This window comes from Lachnoanaerobaculum sp. ICM7 (assembly GCF_000287675.1).
Taxonomy (GTDB): Bacteria; Bacillota; Clostridia; order Lachnospirales; family Lachnospiraceae; genus Lachnoanaerobaculum.
This window is the reverse complement of sequence record NZ_ALJL01000015.1, coordinates 27,986-41,682: the sequence shown is the minus strand read 5'-3', so window position 1 is coordinate 41,682 and position 13,697 is coordinate 27,986. Positions and strand designations below refer to the sequence as shown.

Annotated in this window: 17 protein-coding genes; 15 read left to right on the top strand and 2 right to left on the bottom strand. The window is 37.2% G+C overall.

The annotated features are described in order from the left end of the window. Positions 1–102: 102 nt before the first annotated feature. From vapB to nudC, 15 genes are all read left to right on the top strand, one after another. Positions 103–330 (top strand): type II toxin-antitoxin system antitoxin VapB, encoded by a 228-nt coding sequence (gene vapB, locus HMPREF1140_RS02475; RefSeq protein WP_009662384.1) that lies wholly within the window; start codon positions 103–105, stop codon positions 328–330. Then, positions 327–728 carry a type II toxin-antitoxin system tRNA(fMet)-specific endonuclease VapC gene (gene vapC, locus HMPREF1140_RS02470; protein WP_009662360.1) on the top strand — a complete coding sequence of 134 codons (402 nt, stop codon included), beginning with the start codon at positions 327–329 and terminating at the stop codon, positions 726–728. The genes vapB and vapC overlap by 4 nt, the downstream gene beginning before the upstream one ends. Before the next feature lie 110 nt (positions 729–838). Beyond that, positions 839–1,345, top strand: a complete 507-nt coding sequence (rimP, locus tag HMPREF1140_RS02465) for a ribosome maturation factor RimP (protein WP_009662356.1) — start codon at positions 839–841, stop codon at positions 1,343–1,345. An 18-nt stretch (positions 1,346–1,363) separates the two neighbouring features. Continuing rightward, positions 1,364–2,551, top strand: a complete 1,188-nt coding sequence (gene nusA, locus HMPREF1140_RS02460) for a transcription termination factor NusA (RefSeq protein ID WP_009662348.1) — start codon at positions 1,364–1,366, stop codon at positions 2,549–2,551. After that, positions 2,529–2,813, top strand: coding sequence for an RNase P modulator RnpM (gene rnpM, locus HMPREF1140_RS02455; protein WP_034212993.1), 285 nt, complete (start codon positions 2,529–2,531; stop codon positions 2,811–2,813). Before nusA ends, rnpM begins: the two co-directional genes overlap by 23 nt. Beyond that, entirely contained in the window at positions 2,800–3,105 is a 306-nt protein-coding gene (locus HMPREF1140_RS02450; RefSeq protein WP_007593108.1) for a L7Ae/L30e/S12e/Gadd45 family ribosomal protein, read from the top strand. The genes rnpM and HMPREF1140_RS02450 overlap by 14 nt, the downstream gene beginning before the upstream one ends. Positions 3,106–3,108: 3 nt before the next feature. Further along, positions 3,109–6,021, top strand: a complete 2,913-nt coding sequence (gene infB, locus HMPREF1140_RS02445) for a translation initiation factor IF-2 (protein ID WP_009662340.1) — start codon at positions 3,109–3,111, stop codon at positions 6,019–6,021. A gap of 15 nt (positions 6,022–6,036) precedes the next feature. Further along, positions 6,037–6,408, top strand: coding sequence for a 30S ribosome-binding factor RbfA (gene rbfA / locus HMPREF1140_RS02440; protein ID WP_007593104.1), 372 nt, complete (start codon positions 6,037–6,039; stop codon positions 6,406–6,408). Next, entirely contained in the window at positions 6,401–7,348 is a 948-nt protein-coding gene (locus HMPREF1140_RS02435; RefSeq protein WP_009662327.1) for a DHH family phosphoesterase, read from the top strand. Before rbfA ends, HMPREF1140_RS02435 begins: the two co-directional genes overlap by 8 nt. Further along, positions 7,341–8,225 (top strand): tRNA pseudouridine(55) synthase TruB, encoded by an 885-nt coding sequence (gene truB / locus HMPREF1140_RS02430; protein ID WP_009662318.1) that lies wholly within the window; start codon positions 7,341–7,343, stop codon positions 8,223–8,225. Before HMPREF1140_RS02435 ends, truB begins: the two co-directional genes overlap by 8 nt. 12 nt (positions 8,226–8,237) lie before the next feature. Beyond that, positions 8,238–9,188: a bifunctional riboflavin kinase/FAD synthetase gene (locus HMPREF1140_RS02425; RefSeq protein ID WP_009662362.1), complete on the top strand. Its 951-nt coding sequence runs from the start codon at positions 8,238–8,240 to the stop codon at positions 9,186–9,188. Positions 9,189–9,197: 9 nt separating this feature from the next. Continuing rightward, positions 9,198–9,521 carry a DUF1292 domain-containing protein gene (locus HMPREF1140_RS02420; RefSeq protein WP_009662326.1) on the top strand — a complete coding sequence of 108 codons (324 nt, stop codon included), beginning with the start codon at positions 9,198–9,200 and terminating at the stop codon, positions 9,519–9,521. Positions 9,522–9,582: 61 nt separating this feature from the next. Next, complete coding sequence (locus HMPREF1140_RS02415; RefSeq protein ID WP_009662369.1) at positions 9,583–10,188, top strand: hypothetical protein; 606 nt, start codon at positions 9,583–9,585, stop codon at positions 10,186–10,188. A 105-nt stretch (positions 10,189–10,293) separates the two neighbouring features. Further along, positions 10,294–11,757, top strand: a complete 1,464-nt coding sequence (locus tag HMPREF1140_RS02410) for a nicotinate phosphoribosyltransferase (RefSeq protein ID WP_009662376.1) — start codon at positions 10,294–10,296, stop codon at positions 11,755–11,757. Between the two features lie 25 nt (positions 11,758–11,782). Further along, entirely contained in the window at positions 11,783–12,637 is an 855-nt protein-coding gene (gene nudC, locus HMPREF1140_RS02405; RefSeq protein ID WP_009662351.1) for an NAD(+) diphosphatase, read from the top strand. A 23-nt stretch (positions 12,638–12,660) separates the two neighbouring features. Here the strand turns inward: nudC and HMPREF1140_RS14005 are convergent, their stop codons facing one another. Then, positions 12,661–13,050, bottom strand: coding sequence for a DUF2752 domain-containing protein (locus HMPREF1140_RS14005; protein WP_035619758.1), 390 nt, complete (start codon positions 13,048–13,050; stop codon positions 12,661–12,663). A 1-nt stretch (position 13,051) separates the two neighbouring features. Beyond that, positions 13,052–13,426, bottom strand: coding sequence for a DUF4234 domain-containing protein (locus HMPREF1140_RS02395; protein WP_009662328.1), 375 nt, complete (start codon positions 13,424–13,426; stop codon positions 13,052–13,054). Positions 13,427–13,697 lie beyond the last annotated feature (271 nt).

Sequence of the window (13,697 nt, the reverse complement as noted above, 5' to 3'; positions counted from 1 at the left end):
TATTGTTCAGTAAGCTGTATTATTTGGTATAAGGATCAGTATTATAAATATTGACTAGATATATATCGTGGTATATACTACTTGTGAAAGGACGGTGATTTTATGTTGTCGGCAAAAATTTTTGAAAATGGTAGAAGTCAAGCGGTAAGATTACCTAAGGAGTATAGATTTTGCTGTGATGAAGTTATGGTAAATAAAATTGGTGATGTATTGATTTTATTGCCGAAAAACGGTAAGTGGGATTCATTTATTACAGCCATAGATATGTTTTCAGATGATTTTATGGCTGACAGAGGAGAAATCTCGGATCAAAAGAGAGAAGAACTATGAGATATATGTTGGATACAAATATATGCATATATATAATAAAGAATAAACCTGAGAGTGTAGTAAAAGAACTGAAAAGGCATGATCCTACGGAAATATGTATTTCCGCTATAACATATGCAGAGCTTATACATGGTGTCGAGAAAAGTATGGTAGTTGATAAAAACAGACTTGCGCTAACATTGCTGTTGTCGAATATAGAGGTATTGGAATTTGATATTAATGCAGCAAATAATTATGGAAAGATAAGGACATATTTGGAAAAACAAGGAACACTGATAGGTCCTCTTGATATGATGATAGCTGCTCATGCACAGTCGCTAGGTTATTCTATAGTAACCAACAATATTAAAGAGTTTATGAGAGTACCAAATTTAGAAGTATGTAATTGGGTCAAGTAAGTATGAAATCTGATTTTCCCCCTGTAAGTATGAAATCTGATTTTCCCCCTTGCATTTATGTAAGAAATGTGCTATAGTGATTAAAATATGTTTGACAGGAAAGTGGGCCGATGGGTCCACTTTTTTATGCATATGAAAGGATAGAAATGAGCAAAAGTGAAACTTATGTAAAAAGAACGGAAGAGTTCTTGGAAAAACTTAGCGGTGAGCTTCAATTTGAAGTGGTGGATGTCGAATTTGTAAAAGAGGCGGGAGAGTACTACTTACGAGCATACTGTGATATGGACAAAGAAGGCGGCATAGGAATAGATGACTGTGTCGAAATTTCAAGGCATCTTAGCGACTGGCTGGATGAAAAGGACTTTATTGAAGAGGGATATATTCTGGAGGTTTCCTCTCCGGGACTTGGAAGAGCACTGAAAAAAGACAAGGATTTCATAAGAGAACTTGGAAAGGAAGTGGAACTCAAGCTCTATAAGGCAAGAGAAGGTGTTAAAGATTTTGAAGGAATATTAAAGGCTTTTGACGGTGAAAATATTACCGTAGAAACAGAAGGTGGAGACGAAGTCTTTACAAAAAAAGAGATTGCAAATATCAGATTAAAGATAGATTTTTAACGGAGGATAATACTAAGGATGAATAAGGAATTACTGGAGGCACTTGATCTCCTGGAAAAAGAGAAAAATATAAGTAAGGCGGCAATTTTGGAAGCTATTGAGAACTCTTTAATTTCCGCATGTAAAAACAATTTCGGAACAGCGGATAATGTAAAGGTAAGTGTAAATCCTAACACATGTGATTATTCCATAATACAGGCAAAAGAAGTTGTAGAGACTTTGGGCAGCAAGCCTACTATAGAAGACAAGGCAACAAAGATATCACTTGCAGATGCCAGAATGCAAAATCCTAATTTAAGCATCGGTGATACAGTACTTGTACCGGTTATTTCAAAGGAATTCGGAAGAATAGCCGCAGGAGTTGCCAAAAATGTTATCTTACAAAAGATAAGAGAAGAAGAGAGAAAAGTGATATTCAACGACTACTATATGAAAGAAAGAGATATAGTAAGCGGTGTTGTTACAAGATTTATGGGTAAGAATATTGCAATCAATCTCGGCAGAATAGATGCCGTGCTTGCAGAGAGTGAGCAGGTAAAAGGAGAAGAATTAAAACTCGGAGACAGATTGAAGGTGTTTGTGTTGGAGGTAAAGGACAATCCCAAGGGACCGAGAATATCTGTATCAAGAACACATCCCGAATTTGTAAAGAGACTTTTCGAGTCTGAAGTACCTGAAATCAGAGACGGAGTGGTAGAGATAAAGTCAATCTCAAGAGAGGCCGGATCAAGAACAAAGATTGCCGTATGCAGCCATGAAGCTGATATTGACCCTGTAGGTGCCTGTGTAGGTGTTGACGGTGTCAGAGTAAATGCTGTGGTGGAAGAGCTTAGAGGAGAGAAAGTCGATATAGTAAACTGGGATGAAAATCCGGGATACTTGATAGAGAATGCACTTTCACCTGCAAAAGTAATTGCTGTTGTGGCGGATGAAGAAACAAAAGAAGCTGATGTAATAGTTCCTGATTATCAGCTTTCACTTGCTATCGGTAAGGAAGGACAGAATGCAAGACTTGCAGCCAGACTTACAGGATATAAGATAGATATAAAGAGTGAGAGCCAGGCAAGAGAAATGGGAGTATTTGATTCTTTGGACGGCAGTGAAGATATGTCTGATGATATGCCTGTTGACGAGGGATATACACCGGATACTGAAGAATTTGATGCTGAGGCAGAAACAAAAGATGACAACGACATTGAAGAATAAAACACCTCAAAGAAAATGCATCGGATGTAATGAGTCAAAGCCTAAAAAAGAATTGATACGAATAGTAAGGACACCTGAAGGAGAGATGCTTTTAGACAGCACCGGCAGAGCAAACGGAAGAGGTGCTTATATATGCAATAATATAGATTGTCTGCAAAAAGCAATAAAGACCAAGGGACTTAACAGAGCATTTAAGATGAATGTTGATAATGATGTTTTATTAAAGCTTAGTGAGGAGATGGCGGAACTTGGCAAGAGATAGGATATTAAATTTAATCGGACTTGCTATGAAAGCAGGTAAAGTGGTGTCGGGAGAGTTTTCGGTTGAAAAGTGCATAAAATCCGGTAAAGCGAGGCTGGTAATAATAGCATCGGACGCATCTGAAAACACGAAGAAGAAATTTGAAGATAAATGTAAATTTTATCATGTTCCTATATTAATATATTCCACAAAGGAAGATTTGGGAATGATTTTGGGCAAAGGGCTTAGATCATCAATAACATTAACTGAGGACGGATTTAAAAATGCAATATTAAAAATCACGGAGGAATGATAATTGAGAGTAAACGATCTGGCAAAAGAATTAGGCAAAAATAATAATGAGTTGACAGCATATTTGAAGGAGAAAGGCATATCAAAGGTGGCCATGTCAAATATATCAGCTGATGAAGAAAAAATGCTTAGAGAAAAATTCAATAAAATAGATGGAAATAAAGTAGTGAATAATAATAAAGAAAATATGGAAAACAACAGAACGGTAGAGACTACACAGGAAGTATCGGAAACAAAGAAGGAGGAAGCGCCTAAGAAAAAGGTTGTAGTATTCAGACCGCAGAATGCACAGCAGATGCCTGCAAAAAAGTCGGGTTCAAAAACAGCCGCAGCTCCTAAGAAGAATACAAAAAAGGATGCGGAAGCAGCAAAGCAGCCTCAAAAGAAGGCTACTGAAGAGAAGAAGACCGATGTTTCAAAATCCGATATTTCAAAAGAAATAAAGAAAGAAGAAAAGGCGGTTGAGACTGTAAAGACAGAGGAAGTTGTTACAGCAAAAGAGCCTGTAGCAAATGTAGAGAGTAAAACACCTGTTGCTACAGAGGAGAAGAAGGCACAAGCTCCGGTTTTAGAGAGTGCAGAGCCTGCTAAACCTAGAAATGTATATGCGGAGATGGAAGCCGCTAAAAAGGCTAAGGAAAGTGCTCAGCCTATAAGAAATATCTTCAAAGAAAGAGAAGAAAGAGATAAGGCAAGAGGTAAGGATTCCCGTCCGCAAAACAGAGATAAAAAGCCTTTTAATAAAGATAAGGACCAAAAGGGAAACTTTAAGAACGACAGAAACTCAAAGGGCAGAGACGGTGCCGGAAATAATGACAGAAACAGAAACTTTGCCGGAAAAGACAATAAAAACTTCCAGGGTTCAAATGACAGAAACAACAGAAATGACAGAAATAAGGATTTCTCCAAGGATGAGAATACAGGCAGAAGTTTCGGAAACAACAAGCAGCAGGGATTTAAGAAAAATGATGCTGCAGCAGGAGTTCCTGTACTTGACGGTTTAGGAAAGAAAACTTCCAACAGAGTTAATAAGAATAATTTCAAAAATAATAACAAGAACGATAAGAAGCACAGAACCGAGGACGGTCCTGCAAAGGGCAAGGTGAGCAAGCATCCGTTTATAATGCCTGTAAAGCAAAAGGTTGAAGAGGTACAGGATGATATCAAAGAAATCATCATTCCTGAGACAATTACAATCAAGGAGTTTGCTTCAAAGCTTAAGCTTCAGCCGTCAACAATTGTAAAGAAGCTTTTCTTAAAAGGCCAGATAGTTACACTTAATACGGAGCTTACTTTCGAGCAGGCTGAAGAGATTGCTCTTGAGTATGATGTAATCTGTACTATGGAGGAGAAGGTAGATGTTATCGGAGAGCTTTTGGCGGAGGCTGAGGATCCTGAAGAGACTTTGGTGTCAAGACCGCCTGTAGTGGTTGTAATGGGCCATGTCGATCACGGTAAAACATCACTTCTTGATGCTATAAGAAAAACTAATGTTACCAGCAGAGAGGCCGGAGGTATTACACAGCATATCGGTGCCTATATGGTAAAAATAAACGGAGAACCTATAACATTCCTTGATACACCGGGACATGAGGCGTTTACAGCAATGCGTATGCGTGGTGCACAGGCTACAGATATTGCAATACTTGTAGTAGCTGCAGATGACGGTGTAATGCCGCAGACTGTAGAGGCTATAAACCATGCAAAGGCGGCAGGAGTTGAAATAATAGTTGCTATCAATAAGATAGACAGACCGGCCGCAAATATTGACAAGGTAAAGCAGGAGCTTTCAGAGTATGAGCTTATACCTGAAGATTGGGGCGGTTCCACAATTTTCGTACCTGTATCTGCAAAGAACGGTGACGGTATATCAAATCTCTTGGAGATGGTAATACTTACAGCGGAAGTAAAGGAGCTTAAGGCAAATCCTAACAGAAAAGCAAGAGGTCTTGTAATAGAGGCGGAGCTTGACAAGGGTAAGGGACCTGTAGCGAGAATACTTGTTCAAAAGGGTACACTTCATGTAGGAGATTTCATAGCGGCAGGATCATGTTCAGGTAAGGTTCGTGCCATGATGAATGATAAGGGAGTTAAGGTAAAGTCGGCAGGACCTTCAACACCTGTTGAGATTTTGGGACTTGACAGCGTACCGAATGCCGGTGAAGTATTTGTAGCTACAGAAAACGATAAGGAAGCAAAGGCATTTGCGGCTACATTTATCTCGGAGAGCAAGAATAAGCTTATCGAAGATACAAAGGCCAAGCTTTCACTTGACGATCTCTTCAGTCAGATTAAGGCGGGAAATGTCAAGGAACTTCCTATAGTTGTGAAGGCTGACGTTCAGGGTTCTGTAGAGGCTGTAAAGCAGTCACTTACAAAACTTTCAAATGAAGAAGTTGCCGTAAAGGTAATCCATGGCGGTGTAGGTGCAATTAACGAGAGTGACGTTGTACTTGCGGCTGCAAGTAATGCGATTATTATCGGATTTAATGTAAAGCCGGATCAGATGGCAAAGGCTACAGCGGAAAGAGAAAATGTAGACCTTAGACTTTACAGAGTAATCTATCAGGCAATTGAAGATATAGAGAGCGCTATGAAGGGTATGCTTGAGCCTATCTATGAGGAGAAGGTTATCGGACATGCTGAAATCAGACAGATCTTTAAGGCTTCAGGCGTAGGCAATATCGCGGGAAGCTATGTGCTTGACGGTAAGTTTGTAAGAGGCTGTAAGGTAAGAATTACAAGAGACGGAGAGCAGATCTTTGACGGAAATCTTGCATCACTTAAGAGATTCAAGGATGATGTTAAGGAAGTTGCAACCGGATATGAATGCGGTCTTGTATTTGAAAAGTTCAATGATATTAAGGAATTTGACCAGGTAGAAGCATATGCTATGGTAGAGGTTCCAAGATCATAATAAAGAAAGGAATGTATGAGAAAGAACAGTTTAAAGTCTACTATGATCAACTCGGAGGTAATGAAGACAGTATCTGAAATCATAAGAGGTGATGTAAAGGACCCAAGAGTCGCACCTATGACAAGTGTAACAGATGCGGAAGTTACCACAGACTTAAAATACGCAACAATTTATGTCAGCGTATTGGGTGATGATGAGCAGTCAAAGAAGACATTACAAGGTCTTAAATCTTCTTCAGGATTTATAAGAAAAGAACTTGCAAGAAGATTAAACTTAAGAAATACTCCTGAATTAAAATTTGTTTTGGATGAGTCATTGGCTTACGGCATGAAAATGGATAAGCTGATAGATGAAGTAATAAAAAAAGATGAGAAGGGCAATGAATAAACTAATAGAGCTTATTGAAAATGCAAAAAATATAGCTATAACAGGTCATGTAAGCCCTGACGGAGACTGTACAGGATCCACCTTGGGATTGTATAACTATATAACAGAAAATTTTGAAGATAAGAATGTAAAAGTATGCCTTGAAAAGCCTTCAATGAAGTTTTCATTTATGAACGGGTTTGAGCTGATAAGTGAGGACCCGTTTATGGAGGCCGACTTACTTGTTTCTTTAGATGCGTCAGACAGAGAAAGACTTGGAAGCAGAGGTGTAATGCTTGAGAGTGCCGCACAAAGCATATGCATAGACCATCATATCACCAATACAAAGTTTGCAAAATTTAATATAGTGGAAGATTTCAGAAGTTCTACTTGTGAACTCTTGTACACTTTGCTGGATAGTGATAAAGTAAGTGTAGAGACTGCAAAATGCTTATATACAGGTATAGTCCATGATTCCGGAGTGTTTAAATATCAATCCACCACAAAGGAAACCATGGATATAGCCGGAGAGCTGATTTCAAAAGGTTTTGATTTCACAAAAATCATAGATGATACATATTTTAAAAAAGATTTTAATGCAAGCAAACTTTTGGGACTGGTACTTACAAATGCAAAATTGGAATTTGACGGTAAGTGCTGCTACGGTGTTCTGGATTATGATACCTGGAGTAAGTATATTTCAGATAAAAAGAAAATGGATGGAATCATAGACAATCTGAGAAATATAGACGGTGTGGAGATTGCATTATTTATGTATGAGACCGCTAAAGATGAATACAAAGTAAGTTTGCGTTCTATAAATAAAAACGTCAGCAGTATTGCGGCTGCACTTGGTGGAGGCGGTCATATCAGAGCCGCCGGTGCTACAGTGTACGGCAAGGCCGATGAAATTTTAAAAAACACACTATTGCCTATGATTGAGAAAGAATTGAATGGCTAAGAATGCTTATAACGGAATAATAAATATATTCAAAGAAAAAGGATTCACATCTCATGATGTTGTAGCAAAAATGAGAGGAGTTCTTAAGCAAAAGAAAATCGGGCATTCGGGAACATTGGACCCGGATGCTGTCGGTGTACTTCCGGTATTGTTAGGTAATGCTACCGTATTGTCGGATATGTTAACCGATAAGTCAAAAGAATACGAGGCGGTACTGCTTTTAGGAGTGTCTACAGATACACAGGATACTTCAGGAAAAATTTCGGAAAAAAAAGACACTTCACATTTGACCGAGGATGAAGTTAAAGAGGTAATAAATTCATTTCTTGGAGAGTATATGCAGCTTCCACCTATGTATTCGGCATTAAAAGTAGGCGGAAAAAAGCTTGTCGATCTGGCAAGAGAAGGCAAGGAAGTAAAGAGAGAACCGAGAAAAGTTGAAATTTTCAATATTGATATAATTGATATGGATTTGCCGAGAGTAAAGTTTACGGCCAAAGTATCTAAGGGAACTTATATCAGAACATTATGCCATGATATAGGAGAAAAACTTTCGGTAGGCGGTTGTATGGAGTCTCTTGTCAGAAAGAGAGTGGACAGATTTGATATAGACGGGGCCATTACCCTAAAACAACTGGAATCAGAGAGAGATAATATAGATAAGAGGATAATGAGCGTGGAAGAGTATTTTTCCTTCCTGCCCAAAATAAATACCTCCCCTGACTTTGATAAATATCTGCATAACGGAAATAAATTAAAATTTGAAAAAGATTTTGAAGACAGTGACTTATATAGAGTCTATGATTCTAATGACATATTTATTGCAATATATAAAAAAGAATCGGATGAATTAAAGCCATTCAAGATGTTTTTATAGATAGGTGATAATGTGATTACATTTATAAATACTACAGACATAAAGATAACAGAGAGAACAGCTGTTGCCATAGGGAAATTTGACGGTGAGCATAGGGGACACAGAAAATTATTCAGAACACTGAAGGAAGAGGCTAATAAAAAGGGTTTAAAGACTGTAGTTTTTTCTTTCAAAACTTTACCGTCAAATATTGTAAGAAATAATCATACCACACAGATATTTACAAATGTGGAAAGACAAAAAAAATTGGAAGAACTTGGAATTGATTATTATATAGAATATCCTTTTGATATGGACATTGCAAAGCTGTCAGGTGAAGAGTTTTTGACAGATATTCTTATAAAAAAACTGGGTATGGCTGTGATAGTTGCAGGAGCTGATGCGGCTTTTGGATATAAAAAGAGCGGAAATGTTGAGCTTTTGAACAGATTGTCAAAGACTTTGGGATATGATGTAAAGATAATTGAAAAGGAAAAGGATGATTTCCATAATGATATAAGCTCAACACTTATAAGATCAAAGCTTGATGAGGGCGATATGGAAGAAGCAAATAAGCTTCTTGGAGGAATATATTCTATAAGCGGAGTTGTTGAGGAGGGAAATAAGATAGGGGCGACCATAGGTTTTCCGACCTTAAATATTTTCCCTTCAAACCAGAAGCATCTGCCCAAGTATGGAGTTTATGCATCCAGAGTAAGAATCGGTGATGATGATACTCTTTATCTCGGACTTACAAATGTCGGATCAAATCCAAGTATTGAAAATGATAAAAAAAATCATATTTCAAGAGTCGAGACATACTTGTATAACTTTGAAGCAAACCTTTACGGCAGAGAAATAGAGGTATATCTTTATAAATATATAAGACCTGAGATGAAATTCGCCAGTCTTGAGGAATTAAAAAACCAAATAAGTAATGATAAACAGGAAGTTTTAAACTTCCTTAACAGTCAAGTAAAATAAAGGAGAACTATGGACGATAAGAATTTATTTGAAAACGGTATAGTGGAAGAAGGTAATGTTTCAGTATCTATAACACTTGAGGATGATACTGTACTTGAATGTGTTGTGCTCAACATTTTCAGTGCCGGAGACAGAGAGTATATTGCGGTAATGCCTGAGGATGACAATGATGAGGGGACTGTATATCTTTACAGATACTCGGAGACCGAGGACGGACAGCCTGAGCTTACCAATATAGAGACCGATGAAGAATATGAGATAGTTGCAGATGCTTTTGACGAGCTTCTTGATGAAGAAGAGTTTGAAGACCTGCTTGGTGAAGAAGATTTATAGTTTTTAATATGGAGCAATGTAGTACTGTTGTATTATATTGCTCCAAAATTTTAGAGAGAATATGAAAAAAGAACTGGATTATTTTTATATTGACGGAAAATACGGATGGAATCAGGAAGATTTCAAAAATCTGTGGATGAATAAGGGCGGATGCGCCTGTGTTACAGCCTGTGACAGCTTTGTTTATATGAGAAAGTATTTGGGTAAAGATAATCTCTACCCATATCATATAGAGAATGTGAACTCACTTGATTATGTGGATTTTTCAAATGATGTAAAGCCTTATCTGAGGCCAAGGTGGACAGGCATAGACAGACTTGAGATATATGTTGACGGTATAAGTGATTTCTTGGAAGATATTGATGAACACAGTATAAGTTTGTCTGAGTTTTCAGGTGATAATGATATCGAGGATGCTGTTAAGATTGTAAAATCTCAGATAGATAAAAAAATGCCGATACCCATGCTTGTACTGATGCATAAAAATCCGAAATTCAAAGATTTCGTGTGGCATTGGTTCTTACTTACAGGATATGAGGAAGACGGCAAAAAATTTATGGTTAAAGTTGTAAGCTATGGAAGTTACAGATGGTTTGACTTTAAAGAGCTGTGGAATACAGGGCATAAACGCAAGGGCGGACTTATATTGTTTAATGAAAACAATTGATTTATCTTAGATTAAAATTAATTAGCTTGACAATACATTAAATAAAGCATAGATTGATAGAGATAAGGCTTGTGTAGTTGCCGGAAAAAAGGATGGAATAGAATAATGGAAAAAAGAAATTTGACACTGTTGACTGACTTGTATGAACTTACAATGATGCAGGGCTACCATTTGGAAAATAATGTAAACGAAACGGTTATCTTTGATATGTTCTACAGATCAAATCCGAATAAAAACGGATATGCTATCTGTGCAGGACTTGATCAGGTGATAGATTATATTGAAAATTTGCATTTTGACGATGAAGATATTGAATATCTCAGAAAGACAAAGCTTTTTAGAGATGATTTCCTTGAGTACCTCAGAGATTTTAAATTTACAGGTGATATCTATGCTATACCTGAGGGAAGTGTTATATTCCCAAGAGAACCGCTTGTAAAGGTCATTGCACCTATAATGCAGGCACAGCTTATAGAGACAGCACTTTTAAATATCATAAATCACCAGTCACTTATAGCGACAAAAGCCGCCAGAGTGGTTTTGGCCGCAGACGGTGACGGAGTAATGGAGTTCGGACTCAGAAGGGCACAGGGACCTGATGCAGGTATCTACGGCGCAAGAGCGGCTGTGATAGGAGGTTGTGTAGGAACAAGTAATGTTCTCTGCGGAAGAATGTTTGACGTACCGATACTTGGAACACATGCTCACAGCTGGATAATGAGTTTCCCTGATGAGCTTTCAGCATTCAGAACCTATGCAAAGACTTTCCCGACAGCATGTACACTTTTGGTAGATACATATGATACCCTAAAATCAGGCGTACCGAATGCTATAACTGTATTTAAGGAGATGAGGGCTGCCGGTATACCTCTAAAGAATTACGGTATCAGACTCGACAGCGGAGACCTTGCATACCTTTCAAAGAGAGCCAAGGAGATGCTTGATGAAGCAGGCTTTGAGGATGCGGTTATATCGGCTTCAAATGATTTGGACGAGAATATTATATCTTCATTGAAATTGCAGGGCGCCACAATCAACAGATGGGGTGTAGGTACCAACCTAATTACATCAAAGGATTGTCCGGCATTTGGAGGAGTATATAAGCTTGCGGCAGTTATGAATGAAAAAACAGGAGAGTTTATTCCTAAGATAAAACTGTCAGAGAATGCCGAGAAGATAACAAATCCGGGAAATAAGAAAATATACAGAATTTACAATAAAAAGACAGGCAAGATAATAGCCGATTATATCTGTTTGGAAGAGGAGAATCTGTCTACAGACGAGTCGCTTATGCTCTTTGATCCGGTTGAGACATGGAAGAGAACAAAGCTTAATGCAGGTTCATTTGAGACTAAGGAACTCTTGGTACCGATATTTAAAAAAGGTGAATGTGTATACAAATCCCCTTCGGTAATGGAATTAAGAGAATTTTGTAAAAAAGAGCTTGATACCCTTTGGGATGAGTCAAAGAGACTTGCATATCCTCATGAGACATATGTGGACCTTTCACAGAAGCTATGGGATATGAGATACGAGCTGTTACAAAAGTATAATTATCAGGAGTTATAGATTTAAGCAGTAAAGAAAGAGTAGTATGATACAGGAAATATATCCGAAAGTATTTTATCCTGAATATAGGAGAAAGAAAGCCACAAAGGAAAATAATAAAAAATCATTTGTTTTACATTTTGAGTACAATAAGATAATGCTTATAAAGGATGCATTGACAGGAGCATTGAGTATTCCGAGATTTGAAGATTTGGAAGACGAAGATGAAAATATATATGAAAAATCCTACTATGTAAACTCTGTAGATGATGAGGAATTTTATCTGGTAGATGATATAAGTATTCCTGAGTTTGGCGGATTCTATATGGAGGGCATACAAGCTTTGCGTGAGTTTGAGCCTCGTTATCAGGCTTTTGCAAGTGTAAGTGCTTCACAGGTATACAGATGGATGCAGAGCAGAAAATATTGCGGATACTGTGGTACAAAGACTGAAAAGTCTGCGACTGAAAGGGCATTGATTTGCCCGAAGTGTAAGAACATAGAATACCCTAAGATATCTCCTGCAGTTATAGTAGCGATCAGAAACGGAAACAAACTGCTTCTTACAAAGAATGCAAAAGGTACTTATAAATATTATGCATTAGTTGCAGGCTTTGTTGAGGTAGGTGAAACACTTGAAGAAGCTGTTGCCAGAGAAGTAAAAGAAGAGGTCGGACTTAAGGTAAAAAATATAAGACCTTATAAATCACAACCATGGTCGTTTTCAGATACCATCATGCTTGCATTTATTGCAGATTTGGACGGAGATGACACGATCACATTGCAGGAAGAAGAGTTATCCGAAGCAAGGTGGTTTGAGAGGGAAGATGTACCTGTACTGCCTTTCCATATAAGCGTAGGACATGAAATGATTCAAAAGTTCAGAGACGGTGAAATATAAAAAAGTCGGGTTTTCCCGACTTTTTATGGTAGTCTGTACGGATAAAAAGGAAGATTCCTTATTACTCCATATATTAATAATATAACAATTATAACAATCATGATATTGTTTTCAAATTTACTTATTTTTCTTTGCCCGGTTTTTATATATCGTAATTGATAAAAAATATAGTAGATTACGATTAAAGGAAAAAGAAATACAAGTATCTGATTATAGTAAAAAGCGGACCTTATATCACCGTGAGAAAGTGATACACACATTCTGCTGACCCCACAGCTTGGACAATCCAAATGAGTTATAGTCTTAAACGCGCATGGGATACGGATATGAATAAAATACAGTATATATAAAAAAATACCAAGGCAAGAAATTGCAATGGTATTTTTTATTACTCTTTTAATTCTGTCTTGCATATTAGAATGGAGACTTGTTGCTGTCGCTTTCTGCAAGCTTATTGATAGAATCCTGCATTAAAGCATATGTTACAATTGCAAGACCGAAGAATGCAAGTACAACATAAAGAATAGGACGGCTTTCTGCTGTTCTTCCTGTCTCTACCATCTTCTGATCCAAAATAGTACCTGATTTATAAACCCAGTATAAGAAGAAAAGTCCGCAAGTAACAAAACTGAGAACAATAACAAGTACAGGTGACATTGCATTAGGATCGTCTGATATTGCATTGATATCAGTTGCGATGCAATAAAGCCAATAAAGACCGTAGATACCACATGTTACGATAGATAAAATTATACATGTGACAATATTTTTACTTTGTAAAGTACTCATAAAAATACTCCTTTCAAGATAATGGTATTTTTACATGTAAGCTTGTTAGAGAAATCAAACATACATGTACCATTTTGTTAAATTCGAGAAGATTTTAACAAAAAAATATGACATAGTAAATACTATAAATATAATTGTAAAGTTTTATAAAGAATAATGTAATAATAAAATAATACAGTATGAGAAGGGTCATATTATCCATCCTATATAAAAAATAAACTAAACAGATGATTATTTAAAAACATTTGAGCGAGAATATCTATTGCTTTGT

Bases quoted from the DNA above. Each gene is read 5' to 3' on its own strand.
- vapB (WP_009662384.1), top strand. From the start codon at position 103: ATGTTGTCGGCAAAAATTTTTGAAAATGGTAGAAGTCAAGCGGTAAGA.
- vapC (WP_009662360.1), top strand. From the start codon at position 327: ATGAGATATATGTTGGATACAAATATATGCATATATATAATAAAGAAT.
- rimP (WP_009662356.1), top strand. From the start codon at position 839: ATGGGTCCACTTTTTTATGCATATGAAAGGATAGAAATGAGCAAAAGT.
- nusA (WP_009662348.1), top strand. From the start codon at position 1,364: ATGAATAAGGAATTACTGGAGGCACTTGATCTCCTGGAAAAAGAGAAA.
- rnpM (WP_034212993.1), top strand. From the start codon at position 2,529: ATGACAACGACATTGAAGAATAAAACACCTCAAAGAAAATGCATCGGA.
- rbfA (WP_007593104.1), top strand. From the start codon at position 6,037: ATGAGAAAGAACAGTTTAAAGTCTACTATGATCAACTCGGAGGTAATG.
- HMPREF1140_RS02435 (WP_009662327.1), top strand. From the start codon at position 6,401: ATGAATAAACTAATAGAGCTTATTGAAAATGCAAAAAATATAGCTATA.
- truB (WP_009662318.1), top strand. From the start codon at position 7,341: ATGGCTAAGAATGCTTATAACGGAATAATAAATATATTCAAAGAAAAA.
- HMPREF1140_RS02420 (WP_009662326.1), top strand. From the start codon at position 9,198: ATGGACGATAAGAATTTATTTGAAAACGGTATAGTGGAAGAAGGTAAT.
- HMPREF1140_RS02415 (WP_009662369.1), top strand. From the start codon at position 9,583: ATGAAAAAAGAACTGGATTATTTTTATATTGACGGAAAATACGGATGG.
- HMPREF1140_RS02410 (WP_009662376.1), top strand. From the start codon at position 10,294: ATGGAAAAAAGAAATTTGACACTGTTGACTGACTTGTATGAACTTACA.
- nudC (WP_009662351.1), top strand. From the start codon at position 11,783: ATGATACAGGAAATATATCCGAAAGTATTTTATCCTGAATATAGGAGA.
- HMPREF1140_RS14005 (WP_035619758.1), bottom strand. From the start codon at position 13,050: ATGCAAGACAGAATTAAAAGAGTAATAAAAAATACCATTGCAATTTCT.
- HMPREF1140_RS02395 (WP_009662328.1), bottom strand. From the start codon at position 13,426: ATGAGTACTTTACAAAGTAAAAATATTGTCACATGTATAATTTTATCT.